The following is a 23,915-nucleotide window of genomic DNA, read 5'->3' on the forward strand; positions in this document are numbered from 1 at the left end:
CGCCGTGATGTCGGAAATGCCACCTCCTCGCGTCGGCGCCTTCCCCGGACCGACCGGCCGGACGGTCTCTTCGTCGCGCTCAAGCCGGGTAGCGCTCGGCCACGAAGGTGGCCAGCCGCTGGGCGAAACCCTCCAGCGTGGTGGCGGCCGCGTGCCGACCGTCCCAGGCGGCGCTCAGCCGGACCGCGAGCCGCCGCACCCGCAGCGGCACCAGCCCGAACCGCGGATCGTCGGACACCACGGCCACGCCCCGGCCGGCCGCGGCAAGCGCCTGGGCCACCGTGCCGTTCGCGGCCTCGATGGTCCGGGCCGGCGTGGCGCCCAGTTCGAGCAGTGCGGCGTCCAGCGCCTCCCGGGCCGTGAACGAGGCCGGCAACACGATCAGCGGCTCACCCAGCAGGTCCTCCAGCGCCACCTCGCCACGCGCCGACCATGGGTGCGCGGCCGGCACGTATGCCCAAACCGGCAGCGCGGCCAACGGCAGCGACCGGAACGGTTCAGGCGGTCGCGCGGTGCCGATCGCCAGGTCGGCGCCGAGCGCGAGGGTCTCGACTGCGCTGAGCCGGTCGGCGTTGAGAACGTCGGCGACCGGGTCGTCCGGCGCCAGCGTCGCGATGAAAGGCGCCACCACGTCGGTCAGCGTCACGGTCGGCGCGCCGATGGTCAGCCGGCCAAGCCGGCCCTGCGCGTGATAGCCGGCCGCCGTACGGAACTCGGCGACCTTGGCCAGCAGATCGCGCGCGGCCGGCAGCAGGGCGAGGCCGATCCGGGACGGTGCGAGGCGGCCCCCGGCCCGGTCGAACAGTGCGACGCCCAGCTCGTCCTCCAGGTGCCGCAGCTGGCGGGACAGCCCCGGCTGGGTGACGTGGAGGCGGGCCGCCGCGGCGCTCACCGTCCCGGCGTCGCAGGTGGTCACGAAGTAGCGAACATGACGCAGCTCCACCTCTATTACTGTGAGGCATGGTCAGCCTGCCGAACAAGTATTGGACGGCATGACCGGCGCTTCCAAGACTGGACGCATGACATTGCTCGCGGTCACCAACCCGGCCACCCTGGAGATCGTCGGCCACGTCCCCGACCAGGGCGAGGCCGAGGCGCGCAAGGCCGTCGACCGGGCAGCGGCCGCGGCTGGCGGCTGGCGGGATGTCGCGCCACGCGAGCGGGCCGAGATGCTGCGCCGCGTCTACGAGAACCTGATGCTGTCGCGCGACGACCTGGTCCGGCTGATCACGGCCGAGAACGGCAAGGCCACCGCGGACGCGCTGGCCGAGGTCGGTTACGCGGCCGAGTTCTTCCGCTGGTTCGCCGAGGAGGCGGTGCGCACCGACGGCTCCTACGGCACGGCGCCGGCCGGGGGTGTCCGGTCGGTGGTGACGGCTCGCCCGGTGGGCATAGCCGCGCTGGTCACGCCGTGGAACTTCCCGGCCGCGATGGCCACCCGGAAGCTGGCGCCCGCGCTGGCCGCCGGCTGCACCGTGGTGCTGAAGCCGGCCGCCGAGACCCCGTTGACCGCTCTGGCGATCGCCGACCTGGTGCGCGAGGCCGGCGTGCCCGGCGGCGTGGTCAACGTCGTGACCACCACCGACCCGGCCACCGTGGTCGGCGCGTGGCTCGCCGACCCGCGCGTGCGCAAGGTGTCGTTCACCGGCTCGACCGGGGTGGGGAAGGTGCTGCTGCACCAGGCTGCCGACCGCGTCCTCAACACGTCGATGGAGCTCGGCGGCAACGCCCCCTTCGTGGTGACCGAAGACGCCGACCTGCCCGCGGCGGTGGCCGGCGCGATGGTCGCGAAGTTCCGCAACGGCGGCCAGGCCTGCACCGCCGCCAACCGCTTCCTCGTGCACCGCGACGTCGCCGGCGACTTCGTGGTCAGGCTGGGCGCCGAGGTCGAGAAGCTGAGCGTCGGAGCCGCCGCGGACGGCTGCCAGATCGGCCCGCTGATCTCGGCGGCTGCGGTGTCGCGGGTGCGCACCAAGGTCGACGCCGCCGTAGCGGCGGGCGCCCGGATCACCCACCGAGCGGCGCTCCCGGATCTGCCCGGCCATTTCTATCCGCCGACCGTGCTCACCGACGTCCCGCCCGGCGCCGACCTGGTCCGCGAGGAGATCTTCGGTCCGGTGGCCTCGGTGCTGACCTGGTCGACCGAGGCCGACCTGCTGGCCGCCGCCAACGACACCGAGTACGGCCTGGCCGGGTACGTCTTCGCCGGCGACCTGCAGCGAGCGATCCGGCTCGGGGAGGCCCTCGACGCCGGCATGGTCGGCATCAACCGTGGCCTGGTGTCCGACCCGTCGGCGCCGTTCGGCGGCGTCAAACAGTCGGGCCTGGGCCGCGAGGGTGCCCGGGACGGCCTGCGGGAATTCCAGGAGACCCAGTACCTGGCGGTCGACTGGAGCTGACCGCTCACTCGGGTGGGCGCAGGCACCGTCACGAAGGTAGGTGAGTACGGCGGCCACACGGCGGTTCACCTCCTGTTCGGCCAGGCCGAGCTTGGCGAAGATGGCGTTCACGTATTTCTCCACCGAAGACTCGGACAGCGCCAGGGACCGACCGATGCGGGCATTGCCGTGGCCCGGCCAGCAGATGTTGCACGTCGCCCACCCGGTCTTGACCAGTTGGTCGGCCGAACCCACTGCCGTCTCGACAGCGACCTCGCCGCCGCAACGTGCCGCGGACGATGGACATCCGGTCGGCCAGCCCGGCCAGCCCGAGACCGCCCGCCGCACCCGGGTCGAAGCCGGTGCCGTCGTCCCGGACCTCGACGGTCAACTGCCCGTCCGGCCGCCCCAGCAGGACCTGAACCTCGTTGGCCTGAGCGTGCTTGACCACGTTGGTGAGTGCCTCGGACAGCACATACCAGGCGGTCGCCTCGACGTGCTGTGGGTAACGCACGCCGCGCAGCGCGGCTTCATGACTGAGGTCGCCGGTCCGGCCACCGGCGCCGAGGGGCTGGCTCGGGCTCCTGTCGGGAGGAGGTGAGCTTGATGAAGCCGTCGACCAGGGCCCGGGATCGCTGGGCGGCTGCGGCGGCCTGGCGGTTGGTTTCGATGAGTAGGGAGGCTGGGTCTCTGCCTTGTTCGGTGGCTTTGGCGGCGCCGCCGTGGTTCAGCCAGCCGGTCAGCATCGCGGGGGTCAGCTCGGGGTGGAACTGCACGGCCAGGTTGCGGCGGAGGACGAAGGCCTGGGACGCGGCGGGGGAGCGGGCCAGTTCTACCGCGGTGGGTGGGAGGTGCCAGCGGTCGTAGTGCCATTCGAACCATGGGCCTGACGGGACCAGCGACTCGTCGTCGGTGGTTACCGCGGTCCAGCCGATTTCGGGAGTGGGGGCGGGGGTTACGCGGCCGCCGTGGACTGCGGCCAGGAGTTGGCCGCCGAAGCAGATTCCGAAGACCGGGACGCCGGCGCTGTCGGCCTGGCGTAGCTGGTGCATCTCGGGGAGTACCCAGCTTCCGATCAGGGTGTGGTCGTAGGTGGACCAGGGGGCGCCCATCAGCAGCACGGCGTCGAAGTGGGTGAAGTCGGGGAAGGAGGTGGTGACGGTGGGGGCGTGGAAGTGTTCTTCGGCGACCACCGGGTGGTAGGCGATGTCGTAGCCGTGCTCGGTGAAGCGCTCGGCGACGGGGCCCAAGGGGGACACGTGGTCGTGCTGGACTACCAGGAGGCTCGGCATTACCGGAGGCTCGGCATCACAGGTGGTAGCTGTACTCGCGGAATTCCCAGTCGGTCACCCACTGGGAGAAACGTTCCAGCTCGTTGCGCTTGTAGGCGAGGAAGGTGGTTACGAACCTTGGACCCAGGATCTCGGCCAGGTCGGTGTCGGCCTCCAGGGCCGCCAGGGCCGTGGTCAGGTCCCCGGGGAGGCGGTCGGCCTTGGACACGTCGTAGCCGTAGCCTTCCAGCTTGGCGGGCGGGTCGAGCTTGTCGCGGATGCCCAGGTAGGCGGCGGCCAGGACGGCACCGATGCCCAGGTACGGGTTGGCGGACGCGTCGCCCAGGCGCAGCTCCATGCGGGTTGAGCCGCCGCGCTCGGGCGGGATTCGGACCATCGCGCTGCGGTTGTCCAAGCCCCAGTCGATCAGCCACGGGGCCAGCGTGTCGGGACCGAAGCGCTTGTAGCTGTTGATGGTCGGGTTCAGCAATGCGGCCAGGGCGGGAGCGTGGGCCAGGACGCCGGCTATCGCGGAGCGGGCGGTCTCGGACAGGCCGTCGGGGGCGTCCGGGTCGTCGAAGGCCGCTGAACCGTCGGGGGACCACGCGGACAGGTGCAGGTGGAAGCCGGAACCGCCCTCGTCGTTGAACGGCTTGGCCATGAACGTGGCGAGCTTGCCCTGCATCCGGGTGAGTTCCTGGACGGCGGTCTTGAAGCGGAAGGCGCGGTCGGCGGCGTTCAGGGCGTCCGAGTGCCAGAGGTTGATCTCGAACTGGCCGGAGGCGAACTCGTGGTTGGCGGCGACCACGTCGAGGCCGTACGCGTCGAGTCTGCGCAGGGCGGCCAGCAGGGTGTTCTCCGGGTCGCCCTTGAGGCCGGCCGTGTAGACGTTGCCGGTGCCCTCGCCGTAGCGCCTCCAGCCCTGGGGTGCCTCGGGGGCCGGGTCCAGGACGTAGAACTCCAGTTCGGGGCCGACCATGGGGCGCAGGTCCAGTGCGGCGAAGCGGTCGATCACGCGGCGCAGGACGTTGCGGGGGCTTTCCTCGGCGGGGGTGCCGTCGGGGTTGTAGACGTCGGCGATGGCGTGTGCGACGCCGGGCTCCCACGGCACGGCGTGCAGCGTTGCCAGGTCGGGCAGGGCCAGCATGTCGGGCAGGCCGTCGGACAGCCCGCCCTCGATGTCGACCACGTCGCCCATCGGCGAGGTGCCGAACACCGAGCGGCAGAAGGCCACCCCGCTGCCTACCGTTCGGGCGAACCTGCGTACCAGGATGTCCCGGCCGCGCTCGGCGCCGATGAGGTCGCTGTACCCGAGTCGTACGACGTCGATCTCCTGCTGGGCCAGTTTGGCCTGGGCGGCTTCCATGGCGGTCGCATCCACTGCGAGCATGGCGGCTCCTAGAAGAGGGGTAAGCCAGATCGTACGGACCCGAACGACCGTGTCAATAGCTGGTCCGGGGCAACGGAACGTAACATCGTCGCCATGACCGACCACCCCTCCCTCCTCGAGACCGAGCGGGCCATGCGCGCCCACGTGGAGTCGCTCGGCCTGGACTTCGAGGCGGGCCTCGCCGTGTCCAGCATCTACCGCGCGGCCAATGCGGTGCGGTCGTATGCCTGGAATGAACTGCTGCGTCCGTACGACATCACTTGGACTGGTTTTGTGGTTTTGTGGGTTGTCTGGATCTTTGACGGGATGGAGACCCGGCACGCGGCGGAGGCGGCCGCGATCTCCAAGGCGACGCTGACCGGGGTCGCCAAGACGTTGGAGTCGCGGGGCTGGATCGAGCGGGTCGGGCGCACCGACGACCGGCGGCTCGTCGAACTGCACCTGACGCCCGAGGGCAAGCGGCTGATGGAGGAGATCTACCCCAAGTTCAACGCCATCGAGACCAAGGTGGTGGGGCAGCTGTCCGCCGGGCGGACCCGGGAGATGACGCAGAGCCTGCGGCAGATCGTCACGACCATCGAGGAGACCGGTCTCGGCTGAGCCGGGCGGCCTCGACCAGCTGCTCGAAGATCGCCGCCTGGTGCGGGTCGGTGGCGGCGGTGTCCTCGGGGTGCCACTGCACGCCGAGGAACCAGCCGTCGTGGTCGTCCAGGATGACCGCCTCGATCGTGCCGTCCGCCGCGAAAGCCACGGCGCGCAGCCCGGTGCCGAGCCGTCCGATGCCCTGATGGTGGTAGCAGGAGACGGCGAGTTCGGTATAAGCGGGCGGCTGGGCGCCGGCGGGGGAGGTGTGCCGGGCGGTATCGGGCAGCTCGAACGTCACGGTGTGCACCACGTGGCGGTGGCCGGGCAGGTCCTGGAACAGGTTGCCGCCGCGGGCCACGTTGACCACCTGGGCGCCGCGGCAGATCGCCAGCAGCGGGATCCGGTCGTCGAGTGCCAGCCGGGCCACCGCCAGGTCGAACTCGTCCTGCGGCACGTCGACGTCGTAATCGGCGTGGTGCCGGTCCTGGCCCGCCCAGTGTGCGGACAGGTCGCCGCCGCCGGGCAGCAGCAGGCCGTCGGCGAACCACAGCCGGCCGTCGGCAAGTGGCCCGGGATGGACGACCAGCGGCTCGCCGCCCGCGTCGAACACGGCCTCGACCAGTTTGCGGGCGGCCACCTCGGCCCCGAAGCGCAGCGCCGACGCGGACTGCGAGAAGCGGGCCGGGATCGCGATCAGCGGGCGCCGGTCAGCCAAGGTTGATCCAGGTGGTCTTGAGGTCGGTGTACTCGTCGAGAGCGTGCCGCGACTTGTCCCGGCCGGCCCCGGACAGCTTCACCCCGCCGAACGGGACCGTCATGTCGCCCTCCTCGTAGCAGTTCACCCAGACTGTCCCGGCCCGCAGCCGGCGAGCCATCCGGTGGGCGCGGCTCAGGTCGGCGGTCCAGACGGCGGCCGCGAGCCCGTACGCGGTGTCGTTGGCGATCGCCAGGGCGGATTCCTCGTCGCCGAAAATCTGCACGGCCAGCACCGGGCCGAACAGTTCCTCGCGGATCAGCACGTTGCCCGGGCCGGCGCCGACCACTACGGTCGGCTCGAGATAGGGGCCGGGTGACGTGGCCGCCCGATGGCCGCCGAGGCGCAGTTCCGCGCCCTGCCGCACGCCTTCGCCGAGTCGCTCCAGGATCCTGCGGAGGCTTCGTTCGTCCACCAGCGGGCCCATCGTGGTGCCGGGCAGCAGCGGATCGTCCGGGCGCCACGACGCGGCCGCCGCCACGATCCGGCCGACGACCCGGTCGGCCACGTCCCGGTGCACCACCAGCCGCGAGCCCGCCGTGCACATCTCGCCGGCGTTGAAGAACGCCGCCCACGCCGCCGTGTCCGCCGCCGCGTCCAGGTCGGGCGCGTCCGGGAAGATGATGTTCGGCGACTTGCCGCCCAGTTCCAGGTGGACCCGCTTGACGTTGCTGTCGGCCGCATACCGCAGGAAGTGCCGCCCGACCGCCGTCGAGCCGGTGAAGGTCAGCACGTCCACGTCCGGGCGCTCGCCGAGGCGGCGGCCGACCACCGCGCCGTCGCCGTTGATCACGTTGAGCGCGCCCGGTGGCAGGCCGGCCTCCCTCGCCAGCTCCGCCACCCGCTGCATGGACAGCGGCGACTGCTCCGCGGTCTTCACCACCACGGTGCAGCCCGCCGCGAGTGCCGGCGCGAACTTCCAGCCGCCGATGGTGAGCGGGAAGTTCCACGGCACCACCGCGGCCACCACGCCGGCCGGCTCGCGGGTGACCAGCGCCAGCTCACTCTCGGTGGCCGGCGGGATCTCGCCAACGGTCTTGTCCGCGAGCCCGCCGTAGAACCGCAGGCACCGGATCAGCGCCCGGAGTTCGATCTCCCGGGCGTGCGTGATCGGTTTGCCCATCTCCAGCGAGACCAGCAGCGCGAGCTCGTCCCGGTCCCGCTCGACCAGGTCGGCGAGGCGGAGTAGCACCTCGCCACGCTCCCGGGCGGGCGTTCGCGGCCACGGGCCGGAGTCGAACGCCCGGCGGGCTGCCGCCACCGCGGCGTCCGCGTCCGCCACACCGGCCCAGGCGATCTCGCCGAGCACGGAGGCGTCACGCGGGGAGAAAATTGTCCGAAATGCCCCAGGGGTGGACCTGGCGGCGCCGTCCACAAACAGGCCCTCAGGAATCCGAAGGCTCTCCGCACGAGCAATCCAGTCGATCATGAGATTGGCTTCCGGATGCCGCGGAATTCCCAGTCGCCGCCCTGCGCGGTCGACAGCACCTCCTCGCTCTCGCTCGGCTGCGCCCCCACATCCGTCCGGATCGGCGCCGGCCCCGCGACGATGTGGTTGCGCAGGGTTCCCAGCCCCTCCACCTCCACCTCGACCACGTCCCCCGGGTATACCGTCCGGGAGATCGCCGGCGTCCCCGACATCAGCACGTCACCGGGCTGCAGCGTGATGGTGCGGGCGATGTCGGCCACCAGGTAGTGCATGTCCCAGTTCATCTCGCCGGTGTTGCCGTCCTGCCGCACCGACCCGTTGACCAGCGTGCGGATGCCCTTGCCGCGGAAGTCCCAGCCCTCCACCACGCCGGGACCCAGCGGGCACAGCGTGTCCGCTCCCTTCACCCTCAGCATCGAGCCCGCGTCGGTGTCCCGGAAGTCGTGCAGGCCGAAGTCGTTGCCGATCGTGTAGCCGCGGATGTAGTCGCCCGCCTCGGCCGGGGAGATGTTGCGGCAGGTGCGCCCGATCACGATGGCGATCTCGCCCTCGTAGTTGAGCCATTTGCAGCCCTCCGGCCGCACCACCGCGCCGTCGTGCGCGTTCAGTGCGGACACCGGCTTGTGGAAATACGTGGGTGCGGCGGGCAGCCGGGTCATCAGTTCGGCGACCCGGGACGCGTAGTTCAGGTGCACGCAGACGATCTTCGAGGGCACGACCGGGCTGAGGTGGGTCGCAAGATCAACTTCAACTTCCCGTCCGTCGTACGCGACCAGCACGTCACCACGGCGCACGACGTCGACGACGTTGCCGTCGAGCAGGATCCGGCGGGTTTCGATCATGACTGGACCTGGCGCAGGTAGTCGGCGTCGACCCGGGTTCGGCGGGGTCTCGGGAAACCGCCCGGCGGCCGGTCGAACCACACGTGCACCTGCCCGGTGCCGACCGAGTTCTCGTACTCCCCGTACCGGCGCCCGGGAGCCCGGCAGTCGCCCTCCCCGAGCGCCCCGATCATCATGAGGTAGTGCCCGAACCGGGCCTCCGGCTTGTATTTGTAGAACTCCGGCATGGTCGCCACCACCCGCGCGTGGTCGCCGGCCGCGAACCACTCCAGCCGTTCCGCATCGGCCGCCGCGGCCTCCGGCGTGAAGATGTGCTCCACCCCGGCCGCCTCGTGGTCGCGCAGTTGCCGCAGCGACCAGAACGTGTGCGACATGGCCCCGGACGCGATCAGCAGCACCTTCCGGTCCGACTCGGCGATCGCGTCCCCGAGCGCCCGGCCCAGCCGCAGGTTGTCCTCGGTGTCCGCGGTCTGGCAGACGCCGATGCTGATCCAGCGCTTGTCCGGCAGGCCCTGCCCGAGGAACTCCCACACGTTCGTGGTGGCGTAGAAGATCGGCAGGTGGTCGTCCTCGATCGCGGTGATCCAGGTGCCGTGCCCGGCGGCCTTCGAGGCGATCAGGTGGGCCAGTTCCGGGTCGCCCGCGAAGTCGTACGGCCGCCGGCTCATCCCGCGCGGGAGTTCCTCCGAGGTGAACAGGCCGGCCCGGCGCTCCTGTGCGGTCACCACGAACTCGACCGTGGTGGCCCAGTGCGAGTCGAGCACCACCACGGTGTCGTAGTCGACGACGTCGAAGACCTCCTTGCGCAGTTGGTGCAGCCCGGACACCAGCGTGCTGTCCGTGCCGTGGTTCAGCTCCCGGCGGGTTTCCTCCGGCAGCACGATGGTGGGCACGTGGGCGATCAGCCCGGCCCCGGCAACCTCGCCCATCAGGCCTCCTTCCAGCCCGCGGGGCTGAACACGGTGTTCTTGACGTCGCAGTAGAAGTCGAAGGACCAGTCGCCGCCCTCACGGCCGATGCCGCTGCGGCCGTTGCCACCGAACGGCGCACCCAGATCCCGTACGAAGAAGCAGTTGACCCACACGGTGCCCGCGTTGAGCCGCCGGCTGACCCGCTCGGCGCACTCCGGGTCGCCGGTGACCAGCGTGGCGGCCAGCCCGAACCGGGTGTCATTGGCCATCCGCACGCCCTCGGCCTCGGTCGTGAAGGTCTGCATGGTCAACACCGGCCCGAAGACCTCCTCGGTGAGGATCTCGCTGCCGGGTGCGGGATCGACGAAGATCGTCGGCGCGAAGTACAAACCCCCCAAACCGGGATTCGGGCCTCCGCCAAGCACCGGCGAAAGGCCGGAACGCTCGACAAACCCGCACACCCGGTCGAAGTGCTGCCGGCTGACCAACGCACTCACGTCCGTGTCGGGGTCGCGCGGATCGCCCTGCACCAGCGTCCGCGCCCGTTCCACCACCCGCCGCAGGAACTCGTCCGCGATGCCCTCCTGCACGATCATCCGGAACGCCCCGAGGCAGACCTGCCCCGCGTTGTCGAACTGCTCGACCGCGAGACTCACCGCCAGTTCCAGGTCGCAGTCCTCGAAGACCAGCAGCGGCGACTTCCCGCCGAGCTCGAACGACAGCGGCACGATGTTCGGCGCTGCGGCGGCCGCCACCAGTCCCGCGGTCGGCACCGAGCCGGTGAACGACAGCCGGGAGATGCCCGGATGCGCGCTCAGCGGCGCCCCGGCCGCCGCACCGGTGCCCTGCACCACGTTGAACACCCCGGCCGGCAGCCCCGCGTGGTGCGCGATGTCGGCCAGCAGCGACGCGGTCAGCGGTGCCCACTCCGGCGGCTTGAGCACCACGGTGTTGCCGGCCGCGAGAGCCGGCCCGATCCGCCAGGTGGCCAGCATGAGCGGCGCGTTCCACGGGGTGATCACCGCGGTCACCCCGGCGGGGTCGTACGTGACGCGCTGCCGGTGCCCGCGGATCTCCGGCGCGTCCCGGCTCAGCTTCTCGGCGTGGTCGGCGAAGTACCGGAAGTTCATCGCCACCCGGGGCATCACCCCGCGCCGGTGCGACCGCAGCAGCGACCCGTTGTCCCGGGTCTCCACCCGGGCCAGGTCCTCGCGTCGCGCGTCGATGCCGTCGGCCACCCGGCGCAGCACCGCGGACCGCTCGGGCGCCGGCAGTGCGGCCCAGTCCGGGAACGCCTGCCGGGCCGCGCCCACCGCGGCGTCCACCTCGCCGGCACCGCCCGCGGCGATCTCGCCGAGCACCGCCTCGTCGATGGGGGAGACGTCGGTGAACGTGGCCGCCGAGGCCACCCGCCGGCCGCCGATCCAGTGCCGGGTGTCGACCTCGACCCCGTCGACCTCGATGGCGCTCATGCTGTGCCGCCTTTCGCATGCCCTCCTGGCCCTACGCCTGCTTCGCCCGGTCCGGTGCAGTCGCTCATGCCAACCGCTCCAATGTCGAACCGCCGTTCCAGACCACGCCGACCTGCCGGTAGTAGCCGCCGATCACCTCGTCCACGGTGAGCCGGGCCAGTTCCTCGGTCGGCGACTCGTGCAGCCGCAGGTCGGCGTCGCCGCGCCAGGCCGGCCCGCCCTCGAACCCGGCCGCGCCCGACGAGATCAGCTCGGCGAACGCGTCCGGCGCGCCCCGCCCGATACCCGGCAGCACCCGGTGGTGGGCCATCGGGTGGGCGTTCACGAAGCCGTTGCCGTCGCACGGCTCGCGCAGGGTCAGCACCGCCTCGGCCAGCCGCCGGTCGCCGGCCGCGAGCGTGGCGCCGAACGTCCCGCCCGGCCCGATCTGCGGCGCGGCCTGCCCGAACGGGTGCGGGCGGGTCTGCCACATCGACCCGAGCTTCTTGGGATAGCCCTGGTGGATGCCGCGCGCCACGGCGAAGTCCTTGTCGACCCAGATGTAGACGCACCGGGAGAACACCTCGCCCCGGTACGCGCAGCGCACCACCACGAACGCCTCCTTGTACTGCGACCGCACCGGGTCGAGCAGTTCCTCCCGGCCGGACGAGCAGGACTGCCAGTCGGCCCAGATCAGCGCCACCGCGCCGGGGTCGTCGGGCGCGAGCGACAGCGGCGCGGGCAGCAGATCGGCCACCCGGGCCGGATCGGTCCGGTATTCCACGGTCAGCAGATCGCCCGAGTAGTACCAGGGCGGCGACGGGATCAGCGACGCCTCGCCGGTGGCCGTGCGGGGGTAGAAGAATCCCTTCACAGCGCCAGCCTCAGCCGCTTGCCCGCACACCGGGACACGCAGATCATCATCACTTCGCCGGCCGCCCTCTCGTCCCCGTCCAGCACCGAGTCCCGGTGGTCGATCTCGCCGTCCAGCACCTCGGTCTCGCACGTGCCGCAGATGCCCTCGAGACACGACCCGAGCACGCTCACGCCGGCCGCGCGTACGGTCTCAAAAATGGATTTGCCGGGCGGCACCACCAGCGTCTGCCCGGACTCTTCGAGGACGATTTCGAAGGAATGTCCATCTTCTGAGGAGGGAGCCGCCGAGAAGCGCTCCAGGTGCAGACTCCCCGGCGGCCACGCGGCGCATTTCTCCTCGACCGCGCGCAGCATCGGCTCGGGCCCGCAGGCATAGACCAGGGTGCCGGGCTGCGGCGTGCCCAGGATCGTCCCGAGGTCGAGCAGGCCGTTCTCGTCCTCCGGCACGACGTGCACGCGCTCGCCGTAACCCGCCAGCTCGGCGACGAACGCCATCGACTCCCGCTGCCGGCCCCCGTAGTACAGCTCCCACTCGGTCCCGGCCACCTCGCGGATCATCGCGAGCAGCGGCGTGATCCCGATGCCGCCGCCGAGGAACAGGTAGCGCGTCGCGGGCACCACCGGGAAGTGGTTGCGCGGCCCGCGGGCCCGCACGGTGTGACCGGCCCGCAGCTGGTGCACCCGCTTCGAGCCGCCCCGGCTGTCCGGCGCCTCCAGCACCGCGACCCGCCACGAAGCCGGCTCGTCCTGGCGACCGCACAGGGAGTACTGCCGGACCAGGTCGTCGTCGAGCACCAGGTCGATGTGCGCGCCCGCGGTCCACTCCGGCAGGTCGGCCCCGTCCGGCCGGCTCAGGGTCAGCGCCACCACGCCCTCGGCCACCCGCTCGGCGGAGCGCACCACCAGGTCGAGAGTGGTCATCGGGTCCGCACCCGGACCGGGAACTTCTTGATCCCGTTCACGAAGTTGGACCGGACCCGGGTCACCTCGCCGGTCAGCTCGATGTCGCGCAGCCGGGGCAGCAGCTCCTCGAACATCAGCCGCACCTCCATCCGGGCCAGGCTGTTGCCCATGCACAGGTGCGGGCTGCCCTTGCCGAAGGTCAGGTGGTCGACGTTCGGCCGGGTCACGTCGATCCGGTACGGGTCGGGGAAGACCTCCTCGTCGCGGTTGCCCGAGGCGAACCACATGACGACCTTGTCGCCCTCCCGGATCGTCTTGCCGCCCAGCTCGACGTCCCGGGTCGCGGTCCGCCGGAAGTGGTAGACCGGCGACGCCCAGCGCAGCAGTTCCTCCAGGCCGGTGGCGATCAGCGCCGGGTTCTCCTGCAGCAGCCGCAGCTGACCGGGCTGCTGGATGAGGCCGAGCATCGAGTTGCTGATGGCGTGCCGGGTGGTCTCGTTGCCGGCGATCACCAGCAGCAGGAAGTAGTTGTCGAAGTCGCGGTCGCTGAGCGGCACGCCGTCGCTGGGCATCTTGTTGGCCAGCTGGCTCACCAGGTCGGTGCCGTCGCCACCCCGGCGGCTGTCCCGCAGCGCCCGGCCGTAGTCGAAGACGTCCTGCGTGGTGGGCGAGCGGAACGGCAGGTGCTTGTACTTCTCGCTCTCCGGCGAGTCGAACTGGTGTTGCGTGTAGTCCGGGTCGGTGTTGCCGACCATCTCGTTGCCCCAGGCGATCAGCTGGCCGGTGTCCTCGCGCGGCACGTCCAGCAACCGGGCCAGCACCTGGATCGGGAAGTCGGCGCTGATCCGCCGGACGAAGTCGAACTCGTCGTCCGCGAGGGCCTCGTCGACCGTCCTGCGGGTGAGCTCGCGCAGGAAGCCCTCGTAGTTCTTCATCAGGTTGCGCGGGCTGAGCTCGCGGGCGATGAGCTGGCGCAGGGCCAGGTGCCGGCGGCCGTCGGTCTCCAGCATCGACCGCCGGATGTCCATCAGGTCGTCGTCGACCTCCTCGAGGTTGACGAACCGCTCCGAGGTGAACGACGCCGTGTCCCGGTCGACCTGCCAGATGTCGTGGTACCGGGTGACCGACCAGAAGCCCCGGTTGGGTGCGGTCTCCGGGTTCCAGTGCACCGGGTCCTCGCGGCGCAGGGTGTCGAACTGGCCCCAGGCGAGGTTGCTCTGGAAGCGGTCGTAGTCGGCCAGGTCGACAGCGTCGAGCGGCATCGGGGTCTGCATCGCGGCTCCCGGGGAGAGGTCGTTCGGACCCAAACGATACGAGCTGACCTGCTCCGGTTGCAAGGTCTGTCCCGGTCAGGCGGCGGTCAGCTCGGCGAGGTGCTCGAGGACGGCGGCCACGGCACCCGTCTCCGCGAGCACCCGCCGTTGCCGGGCCGCGCCGGTGCCCTCCCGCCGGATCCGGTCCAGCCCGTCGGCGACGATCTCGGCGTCCCCGTGCCGGCGCAGCGCCGGACCGGCCCTCGCCACCAGGAGGTCGACTACCTCCCAGGCCGGCCGGGACCGCCGGCCGGACGGGTCGAGCAGGGTGCCGTCCAGCCCGGTTCGGGCCGCGTTCCAGTGCGCGGCCCGCAGCAGCTCGTCCGGCACCACCGGGGCGCGGCGGCCGGCCGCGATGTCCGCGCGGGCGGTACCGACCAGCGCCCGCACCAGGCCGGCGACCAGCACGGCGTCGTCCGCGGCCGGGCATACGTCGCCGATGCGCACCTCGACGGTCGGATAGGCGGCGGACGGCTTCACGTACCAGAGCGCCATGCTGTCGTCGAGCAGTGCGCCGGACGCCACCATCGCGGCGACCGTCCGGTCGTAGTCGGCCGCCGACGCCGACCGGGGCCACGGACCGACGCACGGCCAGCGTTCCAGCTGGGCCGACCGCCAGCTGGCGAAGCCGGTGTCCGCGCCCTCGTGCAGCGGCGAGTTGGCCATCATCGCCTGCACGACCGGCAGCCATCCGCGCAGGTGGTTGCACACCTGCACGGCGGTCTCCCGGTCCGGCACGCCGACGTGCACGTGACAGCCGCACACCGACGGGTCGCGGGCGATCGGCCCGTAGTGCCGGGTGATCGCCGCGAACCGCGGGTTGCCGGGCGGGGTGCGGTACGGCTCGGCCACCGGTGTGGCTCCCACCGCCACCAGCCGGGCACCGGCGCCCTTCGCCGCCGCGGCGGCCCCCGCCCGCTGCTCGCGCAGTTGCCGCCGCACCTCGTCGAGGCCGGTGCAGACGCCGGTCACCATCTCGACCATGCTCGGCCGGAACTCGACCCGGCTCCGCCCGCGCAGCTCGTCCGGCAGCGCCGGATAGACCCGGTCGGCGACCGGGGCGTTCTCGCCGGTGGCGGGATCGAGCAGCAGGAACTCCTCCTCGACCCCGACGGTCGGCGTACCGCCGGTCACCGCGGCCGGGTGGCGGTCAGCACCACGACCGCGATGCGCTCGGCGTGCGGGTAGGCGCCGGTGTCCAGCTCCTCGCCGTACACGTCCGGGTCGGCCTCGCGGTAGCTCCAGGTCAGGCCGGTGCCGGCCAGCCGGCGCTCGGCGGCGGCCCGCAGCGGGTCGCCGCCGTCCACGATGCCGGTTCCGCTGAACAGCACCAGCGAGCCGCCCGGTGCCAGCCGCTCGGCCGCCGTGCCGAGCACCGCCAGCGACAGGTCGTGGCCGTCCGGGCCGCCGCCGTCGCGGTAGGCCCGCCCGGCCGGATCCACCATGAACGGCGGGTTGGAGATGATCAGGTCGAGCGGACCCGGCACGGCGTCCAGCAGGTTGCTGCGGCACGGGTGCACCCGGGCGGTTCCGGCCAGCGCGGCGTTGATCCGGGCGAGACGCAGTGCGGTGCCGTTGATGTCGGTGGCGAAGACCTCCGCCTCGGGCAGGCGCTTGGCCAGCGCGATCGCTCCCGCGCCGGTGCCGCAGCCGACGTCCGCGGCGCGGTGCACCGGATCGGCCCGCTCGGCGAGGTGCGCGACCGCGGCGTCCGCCATCCGGTAGGTGTCCGGCCCGAAGAACACCGCCTCGGTGTCCGCGGTCGGGAAGGCAGAGTGCACGAACAACTCGTCGTCGTACGAGGAGAACCGGACGGTGCTGCGCCACGCGTCCCCGTCCGGCTCCAGCGCGCCGGCCGCCGCCAGCAGGTCGACCACCCGCTCCGGCAGCGTGCCGGTCCGGAACGGCCGGCTCCAGCCCAGCACGTCCCGCAGGTCGCGGGCCCAGCGGTTCGCCGGCCGCGCGTTGACCCGGGCGTGGGTGGCCGGCGTGACCGTGGTGAACCGGTAGCCGGTCTCCCGGAGGTACCGGCCGAGGACGACGAGGGCCTCGTCGGCCCGGGCCCGGGCCTGGGCCCGGGCCTGGGCCCGGGCCGACTCGGCAACGGTGGCCGTCATGCGGCCGCGGTGGGGAAGCGCTGCCACACCCGGTGGGTGGCCATCAACTGCTGCACCTCGGTGAGTGCCGCGGTGCCGGAGTCGGCGGACACCACGCCGGGCGTGCCGGCCACGCCGGTGCTCGCCAGCGCGGCCGTTCCGGTGCCCCACGCGCCGATCGCCTTGGCGTGCCGCCAGCACTCGTCGATCAGCAGCGTCACCCGCGGGTCCAGGGCGGCCGGGCCGGGCGCGCCGGCCTTGTCGTCCCGGGCCGGCAGCGCGTCCGGGGCCGGCGGCGGCGCGGTGGCCAGTAGCAGCGCGTCGAACTCGACCGAGCGCGCGGTGGCGAACGTACGCTGCACCGGCAGGTCGCCGACCATGCCGCCGTGCGGTGCGATGAGCAGCGGCACCATCCCGGCGCCGAAGATTGCGGTGCGGACGCTGCGCACGTCGTCCAGGCCGTCCTCGCCGACCACGATCCCGACGATCCGGCCGTCCGCCGGCCACTCCTGGCCGACCTGGGACAGCGCCGGGCTGGGCGCCACGTCGGCCAGCGGCCGGGTGGGTTCCGGTGCCGGCAGGCCGAGTCCGGTCGCGACCTGCGCGCACAGCACCGGGTCGATGTTGGCGAGGCACTGCAGCTGACGTTCCTTGATCGCCTGCTCGTAGCACTTGCCCAGCTCGAACGTGTAGGCGCGGATGATGTGCTCCTGCTCGACCGGCGACATGCTCAGCCAGAACAGCCGGGTCTGGCTGAAGTGGTCGTCGAACGACACCGGGTTCTCCCGGATCTTGGGTGCCTCGGCGACCACGACCGGCACGTCGAGGAACGCGTTCTCGGCGTCGCCGGCCGTGAACGGGTTGCCGCCGTCCAGCGAGTTCGGCCGGTACGGCGCCACCCCGCCGTGCACGGCGTGCTGGTGGAAGCCGTCGCGCAGCATGTCGTTGACCGGCGCGTGCGGCCGGTTGATCGGGATCTGCGAGAAGTTCGGCCCGGCCAGCCGGGTGAGCTGGGTGTCGAGGTAGGAGAACAGGCGGCCCTGCAGCAGCGGGTCGTTGGTGACGTCGATGCCCGGCGGCAGGTTGCCGAGGTGGAACGCGACCTGCTCGCTCTCCGCGAAGAAGTTGGTGGGCGTGCGGTTGAGCACCAGCCGCCCGACCGGCTGCACCGGCGCCAGTTCCTCCGGCACGATCTTGGTGGGATCGAGCAGGTCGATGCCGGCGAACGTCTCGTCGGGCGTGTCGGGGAAGATCTGCAGACCCAGTTCCCACTCCGGGAAGGCGCCGGCCTCGATCGCGTCGTACAGGTCCCGCCGGTGGAAGTCCGGGTCCACGCCGTTGGTGATCTGCGCTTCCTCCCAGGTCAGTGAGTGCACGCCCAGCTTCGGCTTCCAGTGGAACTTGACCAGCACGGTCTCGCCCGCGTTGTTGACCAGCCGGAACGTGTGGACGCCGAAACCTTCCATGTGCCGGTACGAGCGCGGGATGCCCCGGTCGGACATGTTCCAGATGGCGTGGTGCTGCGCCTCGGTGTGCAGCGACACGAAGTCCCAGAACGTGTCGTGCGCGCTCTGCGCCTGCGGGATCTCCCGGTCCGGGTGCCACTTGGCGGCGTGGATGATGTCCGGGAACTTGATGGCGTCCTGGATGAAGAACACCGGCATGTTGTTGCCGACCAGGTCGAACGTGCCCTCGTCGGTGTAGAACTTGGTGGCGAAGCCGCGGGTGTCACGGACCGTGTCGGCCGAGCCGCGCGAGCCCAGCACGGTCGAAAAGCGTACGAAGACCGGGGTTTCCTTGCCCTTCTTGAGAAAACCGGCCCGGGTGACCGCCTCGGCGGTGCCGTACGCGGTGAACATCCCGTGCGCCCCGGCACCGCGCGCGTGTACCACCCGCTCCGGGATCCGCTCGTGGTCGAAGTGCATGATCTTCTCGCGGAAGTGGTGGTCCTGCATCAGCACCGGGCCGCGCGGACCGGCCTTCAGCGAGTGGTCGGTGTCGCGCAGCCGGGCGCCCTGCGAGGTGGTGAGGTACGCGCCCTGCTGGGCGTTCGCGGTCGGCGGCGCACCGGTCTCCGAGCCGGTCGGCAGCCGGGTGTCCGGGGTGCCCTGCTCGCTCTTGGGAGGCAGCGGATCCCGGGGCGCGGTCGGTTCCTCGACCGTCGGTGTGCCGCTGCCCGGCGCGCCCGGGACCTTGGGCGTCAGGGCATCGGTCACCTTGCTGGCGGCCGTCTCCACGACATCCTTGATCACTTCCGTGGGCTTGCGGGATTCCATCTGGTGCACTCCTTCGTTTCTGCAGGTGAGCAGGGTCAGCCGCGAAGGGCGGACCGGCCCTCTTCCCAGGCGGCCAGCAGGGTGCCGGCCCAGATCGTGTCGAGCGCGAGCGCGCAGCGGGCACCGAACAGCACGTCGCCGGCCAGTTCCGGTTCGGCCGCGGCGAACGAGCCGCACATGTCGTGCGCGGCGATCTGCTCGTGCACCGCGTCCGCCTCCACGTGCTCGTCGTAAAACGCGGTCGCTGCGCTGTCGCCACCCAGCCGGCGGAGCCCGGCGGCATACGCGCGGTTCGGCAGCGACGAGGTCATCTCGTACGCCGCCAGGTGCCCGAGCAGCATTCCCCGGCGGCGGCGATGCAAACCGAAAAGCGACATAAGGTTGTTAATCGCCAGAGTAGGGCCACCCACCATCGCGACGTTCGCGCCGTAGGTGAGGTCCAGCTCGAACCAGCGCATGGTCTGCTTGAACAGTTCCTGGTGCATGCGGGGCGTCCGGCCGTTGCCGTACTCGTCGGCCTGGATCTCGATGAGCGCCGCCTTGGGCCGCCCGGAGAGCCGCGGGATGGCCCAGGTGTGCGGGTCGGCCTCGCGCAGGTGATAGACGGAGCGGTGGGTGACGAACTCCCGGAACTGTTCGTAGGTGGCCCGCCCGCGCAGATACCCGGACAGCGACGGGCCGTCGTCGGCGGCCACCACGGCGGCCAGGCCGTCCGCCACCGCGCCGGGGTCCACCGGTTCCGGCGGCCCGGCCAGGTCGTGCAGCGCGGACTCGAACCGCCGTTCCAGCGCACCGCGGAAGCGGATCAGGTCTGGATCCCACTCCCACTCGTCGGCGACGCCGTCCCATCCGCGGTAGGCGAGTTCGTAGCAGACGAAGAGCGCGAGATGCAGATCCTCGTCGTCGTCCGGTACCGGTTCCGACGGGAGCGCCGTACCGGACCCGGACAGCGTGTCGATCACCGCGGACGAGGCGGTTCCCCGAGCCACTGGCATTTTCATGTGCCGCCGGATGCCCCGCCGAAGCCCTGCTAAACGGCTGGTTTCGAGCCGGCGGCAGCGGGCATTCCGTGATCATGTCGGCGATCATCACCCCGTACGAGGACGGCCCGTTGATCGTGCGGGGCGACTTCGTCCTGCGCACCCCGGACGGCGACGTCATCGAACCGGGCCGGCCCACGATCGCGCTGTGCCGGTGCGGCAAATCCGCCATCAAACCGTTCTGCGACGGCACCCACAAGGCGGCCGGCTTCCGGGCCGGCACCGGCCGCGACACACCCGACCCGCGCTAAGGCGGGCCCCGGGGCGATATCCCCACTGGGGACTGTCCACGTAGAGTCCGGATGTGGCTGAAACGCAACGCCGGCCGGTGCCGCGCAACGACGACGGCGAGTTGGACACCGCGCTGGCCTTCCTCACGTTCGCGCGGGAAGCCGTGCTGCGGAAGACCGAGGGCCTCGACGACGAGCAAATCCGCCGGGCGCTGGTGGGCACCGGCACCACCTTGCTCGGTCTGGTGCAGCATCTGACCGTGGGGGAGCGGTACTGGTTCGGCTTCCACGTGGCCGGCATCGAGGCCGCCGACTCGTGGGACTTCGGGATGGACGTCCCACCGGACCGCCCCGCCGCCGCGGTCCTCGACGACTACCGGACGGCCATCCACGAGAGCGACCGGATGATCCGCGAGGCGGGCAGCCCCGACACCAAGGTGCTGCGCCCGGTCGACGGCCGCTGGCTGTCGGTCCGCTGGGTCCTCGCCCACATGACCACCGAGACCGCCCGCCACGCCGGCCACGCCGACATCCTGCGCGAGCAGATCGACGGCACCACCGGCCGCTGAGGTCCGGACGGGACGGTCAGCAGAACTTGCCGGCCCGCTTCTGGAAATCCTCCTCGGACTCGACGCGCTCGTCGTAGTTCACCGCGGACAGCACCTCACCGGCCTTCAGCTGGCGCAACCGGGCCAGCGTGAAGTCCACCGCCGCGGTGCGGCTCGAGGCGAAGACGTGGTACTCGCGGTCCTCGCGGAACTCGCGCAGTGAGTTGTCCGCCCCGGCCTGCCATCCGGGCGGCGGCGGGCCGAGCAGTTCGAGGCGGGCCGGTGCGTCCGGAAGGGACGCCGGGAGCGCGCCCCGGGAGGCCGGCGGGACCGGCGCCCAGACGCGCCAGTCCGGGTACGGCGGCGGGCCCGGCTCGGTGGCCGGCGCCGGCGAAGCGTCCCGGTCGATCTCCCACAGCGTCACGGACTCCACCCGGTTGAGGGCGCAGTTGGCGACCACGAGCGTGGGCCGGTCGTCCACCAGGACGACCGCGAGGAACGGATTGGGCTCGGGCGAACACCCGCCGAGCGCGAGCAGGCCTCCGGCGCTGACCAGGGCGGCGAGACGACGTGACACCCGCACCTCGACTTTCGGCTCAGGGGGCCTCGGGGGCGCTGTTCAGTTCCTGCAACTGCTGGGTGACGTGGCTGTTAAGGGCCGAGTGGTAGCCCTGGGCGAGCTGGCCGAGCCGGTCGATCTCCTCGAGCAGGGCGGCCCGCTTGGCGCCGATGCTGTTGAGCGCCTCAGCGTGCTGGCGGCGGGCGTCCGACTCAATCGTGCCGGCGTTCAGCTGGGCCTCGCCGGTGATCTGCTCGGCCTTGGTGCGGGCGCTGGTCAGCAGCTGGTCGGACTCGAGCTGGGCATCGCGCATGTGGTCGTCGGCGGTGCGCTGGGCCATCATCAGGACCCGGGTGTTGTCACCGGTGCCGGGCGGCGGGCCGGCCGGCGGCGCGGACCGGCGGGCGCGTTCCAGCTCGGCCTGCATGCTGCGGGCGTTCTGTTCGGCCCGGGCGCGGGCCTCCTGCAACCGTTCGAGCTGCGCGGTGAGGTCGGCGAACTCGTTGTTGAGGACCATGGTGGAGGCGGGTCCGGCGCCGCCGCCGCGCTGGGCCTGGTCGCGCAGGGCGCCGTTTTCCTCGAGGAGGCGGATCAGTTCCTGCTCGACCTCGTCGAGGAACGCGTCGACCTCCTCCTCGTCGTATCCACGCTTGCCGATCGGCGGCTTCTTGAAAGCCACGTTGTGGATGTCTGCTGGAGTGAGCGGCATCGTGCTCCCTGGTTCCGGTCGTTGGGGCGTGCGGCCCGACATCCTACGCAACCGGGCTGCGTCGCCGCCGTGGGCGTGATCACCCACGGCGCGGGTGGGCCGTCACCTGGTCGGTCAGCAGCTTAACCGGGCCGGCCCGGGCCAGCCCGCCCGCGCGCCGTAGGGTACCCCCAGCGAGCGGACCGGCACCGTCCGCATCGGGCCGCGCAGGGACGCTGACCAGCCAATCCCCGTGCGGCGGCCAAGACCGCTTCGTCCAGCGGCAAAACAGGCGCGCCCGGCCCTCTTCGTGATCTATCTCGCCTTCCGCCTGGTAAGGCCGTTCCGATACCGTGCCCGAAAGGGAGAGGTAGCCCCATGACGACGTTCGCCGCCCGTCTGCGTCGCGCCACCATGGTCGAGCACCGCGAGGCAGAGACCCGGAGCTTCATCGCCCGCCTGCTCGCCGGCAGCGTGCCGCCGGACGGCTTCGCCGCGCTCACCGCGCAGTACCTGGTGATCTACCGCGAGCTGGAGTCGGCCGCCGAGCACATGCGTACCGACCCGGTGGCCGGCCCGTTCGCCGACCCAGCGCTGACCCGGGTGCCGGCCCTCGAGGACGACCTGTCCCACCTGTGCGGACCCGACTGGCAACGGTCGGTGCAGCCGCTCGGTGCGACCCTGCGGTACGCCCGCCGCCTGCGCGAGCACTGCCACACCTCGCCGGCCCACTTCATCGCCCACCACTATGTCCGCTACCTGGGCGATCTCAGCGGCGGCCTGCTGGTGGGACGGTCGGTGGCCGAGACGTACCGGCTGGGCCGTGACGGCGTGAACTTCTACGAGTTCGACCGGATCGCCGACCCGAAGGCGTACAAGATGACCTATCGCGAGCGTCTCACCGCGCTGCCGCTGTCCGAGGAGGATCTCGCAGTGCTGGTCGCCGAGGCCCAGCTGGCGTTCCGCCTGAACGCCGCGGTGTTCCAGGAACTGGGTGCGGCCTATCCCGACGATTTCGCGCCGGCTGCCTGAAGCAGCCCGTCGAGCGGTCGCGGCAGGGGGTCGGCGGCCTCCACGAGCAGCCGTACGTAGCGAAGGTTGCGGCTCGAACTGCTCCGGATGAACCGGTACATCTGCGCGTCGAGGTCGCGCCCGCGCCAGGCCACCTGCTTCCGGAACGACCGCCACGGCCGCTGGTCGCCCTGGGCCTCGAAGAGCGCCTCGATCCGCGCCGGCCCCACCGCCCGGATCAGCTCCTCCTCCAGGTCGCCGACGCACACGAAGAACCCGAGCGCCGCCATCTCCGCGCGGTCGCGGGCCGCACCGACCCCGGCCCTGGCGAGCTCACGCCGGAAGATCTCCTCTTCGCGCAGGTCGCACATCCCGGACAGCCGAACCTCGGCGCCCACCATGGCGAGGAACCGCCCGATCGCGTGCGCCCCACCGATCGGCACGACGACCACCCGCTCCGCCGCGAGATCCCGCCCATGACGGGCCGCGGCCGTCTCCAGCGCGATCCGGTCACTGATCCCCTCGACGAGCACCACGGCCGAGGCGGCGCCGACCTGCGCGAGGGCGTCGGCGGTCGCCCGCATCGAGGCCGCGTTCCCACCCGCCATCCCGAAATCCTCAGCGACGCGCAACTGCACCACAAGCGATTAAGCCGATTCACGGCGCTCGAACAGATTCACCGTAATTTGGCCGGGCGGTCTCGATGGTGCGGGCGACGCCGTCCAGGATGCAGCGCAGGCCGAACTCGCGGGTCTGGCGTGGCCGGCGGACCGGGCGGGTGTCCAGTGCCTCCAGGGCCGGGAAGCGTTCCCGGTAGGCCCGCAGCAGCTCGTCGTGGGTGGAGTCGTGCCACGGCTGGGTGCCGGCGACGTCGGGGCCGTGAGTGTTGCGCAGGTGTCCGCTGATCACGGTGACCACGTCCATCCGCTCGGCCACCGGCAGCGGCGTCTCGGCCAGGGCGGCGATCGCCGCCTCGACCCAGCCCACCTCGCGCGGGCCCATCACCCGGTCGCCGGTGGTGACGCCGGGCAGCCACGGGTGGGTCTCCCAGGTGGCCGAGAGCAGGTGGGCCCAGCGCTCCAGCCGTGGCCGCCAGCCGCCGCGCACCTGGCGCAGGTCGGGTGGTTCCTCGACGGCCAATTCGATCATCAGCGCGATCAGGTCCGACTTCGCCGAGACGTGGCGGTACAGGGACATCTTGGTGAAGTCCAGCGCCTCGGCGACCCGCTGCATGGACACCGCCTCGATGCCGTCGGCGTCGGCGATCGCGAGGGCGGCGGCCGCGATCTTGTCGACGTTCAGCGTTGCTTTCGGGCCGCGGGTGGGCGCGGCCCGCAGGCCCCACAGCAGTTCGAGCATCCGTG

Annotated in this window: 25 protein-coding genes; 5 read left to right on the forward strand and 20 right to left on the reverse strand. The window is 71.7% G+C overall.

What is annotated here, in order from left to right; all coding sequences use genetic code 11:
* Positions 1 to 79 precede the first annotated feature (79 nt).
* A complete protein-coding gene (locus Ari01nite_RS08215) occupies positions 80 to 943 on the reverse strand; it encodes a LysR family transcriptional regulator (protein ID WP_203780504.1) in 864 nt (287 codons plus the stop codon).
* A 76-nt stretch (positions 944 to 1,019) separates the two neighbouring features.
* On the opposite strand from Ari01nite_RS08215, the gene Ari01nite_RS08220 reads away from it, so the two are divergent.
* A complete protein-coding gene (locus Ari01nite_RS08220) occupies positions 1,020 to 2,399 on the forward strand; it encodes an NAD-dependent succinate-semialdehyde dehydrogenase (RefSeq protein ID WP_203780505.1) in 1,380 nt (459 codons plus the stop codon).
* Between the two features lie 28 nt (positions 2,400 to 2,427).
* Here the strand turns inward: Ari01nite_RS08220 and Ari01nite_RS51365 are convergent, their stop codons facing one another.
* Genes Ari01nite_RS51365 through Ari01nite_RS08235 form a run of 3 tightly spaced genes read right to left on the reverse strand, consistent with a single transcriptional unit; the run spans position 2,428 to position 5,039 of the window.
* Positions 2,428 to 2,892: an ATP-binding protein gene (locus Ari01nite_RS51365; RefSeq protein WP_203780506.1), complete on the reverse strand. Its 465-nt coding sequence runs from the start codon at positions 2,890 to 2,892 to the stop codon at positions 2,428 to 2,430.
* A gap of 16 nt (positions 2,893 to 2,908) precedes the next feature.
* Positions 2,909 to 3,670 (reverse strand): type 1 glutamine amidotransferase, encoded by a 762-nt coding sequence (locus tag Ari01nite_RS08230; RefSeq protein ID WP_203780507.1) that lies wholly within the window; start codon positions 3,668 to 3,670, stop codon positions 2,909 to 2,911.
* A gap of 16 nt (positions 3,671 to 3,686) precedes the next feature.
* A complete protein-coding gene (locus Ari01nite_RS08235) occupies positions 3,687 to 5,039 on the reverse strand; it encodes a glutamine synthetase family protein (protein WP_203780508.1) in 1,353 nt (450 codons plus the stop codon).
* Positions 5,040 to 5,132: 93 nt separating this feature from the next.
* On the opposite strand from Ari01nite_RS08235, the gene Ari01nite_RS08240 reads away from it, so the two are divergent.
* A complete protein-coding gene (locus Ari01nite_RS08240; RefSeq protein ID WP_203780509.1) occupies positions 5,133 to 5,639 on the forward strand; it encodes a MarR family winged helix-turn-helix transcriptional regulator in 507 nt (168 codons plus the stop codon).
* Here the strand turns inward: Ari01nite_RS08240 and Ari01nite_RS08245 are convergent.
* The 12 genes from Ari01nite_RS08245 to Ari01nite_RS08300 all read right to left on the reverse strand — a co-directional run bounded on the left by Ari01nite_RS08245 (position 5,608) and on the right by Ari01nite_RS08300 (position 19,476).
* Positions 5,608 to 6,339, reverse strand: a complete 732-nt coding sequence (locus tag Ari01nite_RS08245) for a gamma-glutamyl-gamma-aminobutyrate hydrolase family protein (RefSeq protein ID WP_203780510.1) — start codon at positions 6,337 to 6,339, stop codon at positions 5,608 to 5,610. The genes Ari01nite_RS08240 and Ari01nite_RS08245 overlap by 32 nt on opposite strands.
* Positions 6,332 to 7,807: an aldehyde dehydrogenase family protein gene (locus Ari01nite_RS08250; RefSeq protein WP_275410832.1), complete on the reverse strand. Its 1,476-nt coding sequence runs from the start codon at positions 7,805 to 7,807 to the stop codon at positions 6,332 to 6,334. Before Ari01nite_RS08250 ends, Ari01nite_RS08245 begins: the two co-directional genes overlap by 8 nt.
* Positions 7,804 to 8,649, reverse strand: coding sequence for a fumarylacetoacetate hydrolase family protein (locus tag Ari01nite_RS08255; RefSeq protein WP_203780512.1), 846 nt, complete (start codon positions 8,647 to 8,649; stop codon positions 7,804 to 7,806). Before Ari01nite_RS08255 ends, Ari01nite_RS08250 begins: the two co-directional genes overlap by 4 nt.
* Positions 8,646 to 9,578 carry a DODA-type extradiol aromatic ring-opening family dioxygenase gene (locus tag Ari01nite_RS08260; protein ID WP_203780513.1) on the reverse strand — a complete coding sequence of 311 codons (933 nt, stop codon included), beginning with the start codon at positions 9,576 to 9,578 and terminating at the stop codon, positions 8,646 to 8,648. Before Ari01nite_RS08260 ends, Ari01nite_RS08255 begins: the two co-directional genes overlap by 4 nt.
* Positions 9,578 to 11,032 carry an aldehyde dehydrogenase gene (locus Ari01nite_RS08265; protein ID WP_203780514.1) on the reverse strand — a complete coding sequence of 485 codons (1,455 nt, stop codon included), beginning with the start codon at positions 11,030 to 11,032 and terminating at the stop codon, positions 9,578 to 9,580. Before Ari01nite_RS08265 ends, Ari01nite_RS08260 begins: the two co-directional genes overlap by 1 nt.
* 64 nt (positions 11,033 to 11,096) lie before the next feature.
* Positions 11,097 to 11,885, reverse strand: a complete 789-nt coding sequence (locus Ari01nite_RS08270; protein WP_203780515.1) for an acetoacetate decarboxylase family protein — start codon at positions 11,883 to 11,885, stop codon at positions 11,097 to 11,099.
* Complete coding sequence (locus Ari01nite_RS08275) at positions 11,882 to 12,808, reverse strand: PDR/VanB family oxidoreductase (protein WP_203780516.1); 927 nt, start codon at positions 12,806 to 12,808, stop codon at positions 11,882 to 11,884. The genes Ari01nite_RS08270 and Ari01nite_RS08275 overlap by 4 nt, the downstream gene beginning before the upstream one ends.
* Positions 12,805 to 14,064, reverse strand: a complete 1,260-nt coding sequence (locus Ari01nite_RS08280; RefSeq protein WP_239162572.1) for a cytochrome P450 — start codon at positions 14,062 to 14,064, stop codon at positions 12,805 to 12,807. The genes Ari01nite_RS08275 and Ari01nite_RS08280 overlap by 4 nt, the downstream gene beginning before the upstream one ends.
* Before the next feature lie 75 nt (positions 14,065 to 14,139).
* A complete protein-coding gene (locus Ari01nite_RS08285; RefSeq protein ID WP_203780517.1) occupies positions 14,140 to 15,237 on the reverse strand; it encodes a carboxylate-amine ligase in 1,098 nt (365 codons plus the stop codon).
* On the reverse strand, positions 15,234 to 16,220 hold the full coding sequence (locus Ari01nite_RS08290) for a methyltransferase (protein WP_203780518.1): 987 nt from the start codon (positions 16,218 to 16,220) through the stop codon (positions 15,234 to 15,236). The genes Ari01nite_RS08285 and Ari01nite_RS08290 overlap by 4 nt, the downstream gene beginning before the upstream one ends.
* The gene (locus tag Ari01nite_RS08295) at positions 16,217 to 18,475 is read right to left on the reverse strand and encodes a catalase (protein WP_203780519.1); all 2,259 of its coding nucleotides are present in this window, start codon (positions 18,473 to 18,475) and stop codon (positions 16,217 to 16,219) included. Before Ari01nite_RS08295 ends, Ari01nite_RS08290 begins: the two co-directional genes overlap by 4 nt.
* 35 nt (positions 18,476 to 18,510) lie before the next feature.
* Positions 18,511 to 19,476, reverse strand: coding sequence for an iron-containing redox enzyme family protein (locus Ari01nite_RS08300; protein ID WP_203780520.1), 966 nt, complete (start codon positions 19,474 to 19,476; stop codon positions 18,511 to 18,513).
* Between the two features lie 74 nt (positions 19,477 to 19,550).
* On the opposite strand from Ari01nite_RS08300, the gene Ari01nite_RS08305 reads away from it, so the two are divergent.
* Positions 19,551 to 19,766, forward strand: a complete 216-nt coding sequence (locus tag Ari01nite_RS08305) for a CDGSH iron-sulfur domain-containing protein (protein WP_203780521.1) — start codon at positions 19,551 to 19,553, stop codon at positions 19,764 to 19,766.
* Positions 19,767 to 19,819: 53 nt separating this feature from the next.
* Positions 19,820 to 20,314, forward strand: a complete 495-nt coding sequence (locus Ari01nite_RS08310) for a DinB family protein (RefSeq protein ID WP_203780522.1) — start codon at positions 19,820 to 19,822, stop codon at positions 20,312 to 20,314.
* Positions 20,315 to 20,330: 16 nt separating this feature from the next.
* Here the strand turns inward: Ari01nite_RS08310 and Ari01nite_RS08315 are convergent, their stop codons facing one another.
* Together Ari01nite_RS08315 and Ari01nite_RS08320 are read right to left on the reverse strand one after the other, a co-directional pair.
* A complete protein-coding gene (locus Ari01nite_RS08315) occupies positions 20,331 to 20,870 on the reverse strand; it encodes a nucleoside phosphorylase-I family protein (protein ID WP_203780523.1) in 540 nt (179 codons plus the stop codon).
* 19 nt (positions 20,871 to 20,889) lie between these two features.
* A complete protein-coding gene (locus Ari01nite_RS08320) occupies positions 20,890 to 21,561 on the reverse strand; it encodes a DivIVA domain-containing protein (protein ID WP_203780524.1) in 672 nt (223 codons plus the stop codon).
* 357 nt (positions 21,562 to 21,918) lie between these two features.
* Between Ari01nite_RS08320 and Ari01nite_RS08325 the strand changes: the two genes are divergently transcribed.
* A complete protein-coding gene (locus tag Ari01nite_RS08325; protein WP_203780525.1) occupies positions 21,919 to 22,572 on the forward strand; it encodes a biliverdin-producing heme oxygenase in 654 nt (217 codons plus the stop codon).
* On the opposite strand, the gene Ari01nite_RS08330 is transcribed toward Ari01nite_RS08325, so the two are convergent.
* Both Ari01nite_RS08330 and Ari01nite_RS08335 read right to left on the reverse strand, forming a co-directional pair.
* Positions 22,542 to 23,159: a TOPRIM nucleotidyl transferase/hydrolase domain-containing protein gene (locus Ari01nite_RS08330; protein WP_239162573.1), complete on the reverse strand. Its 618-nt coding sequence runs from the start codon at positions 23,157 to 23,159 to the stop codon at positions 22,542 to 22,544. The genes Ari01nite_RS08325 and Ari01nite_RS08330 overlap by 31 nt on opposite strands.
* A 49-nt stretch (positions 23,160 to 23,208) precedes the next feature.
* Positions 23,209 to 23,910, reverse strand: a complete 702-nt coding sequence (locus Ari01nite_RS08335; RefSeq protein ID WP_239162574.1) for a TetR/AcrR family transcriptional regulator — start codon at positions 23,908 to 23,910, stop codon at positions 23,209 to 23,211.
* Between the last annotated feature and the right edge of the window lie 5 nt (positions 23,911 to 23,915).

It is taken from the genome of Paractinoplanes rishiriensis (assembly GCF_016862375.1).
Lineage (GTDB): Bacteria > Actinomycetota > Actinomycetes > Mycobacteriales > Micromonosporaceae > Actinoplanes > Actinoplanes rishiriensis.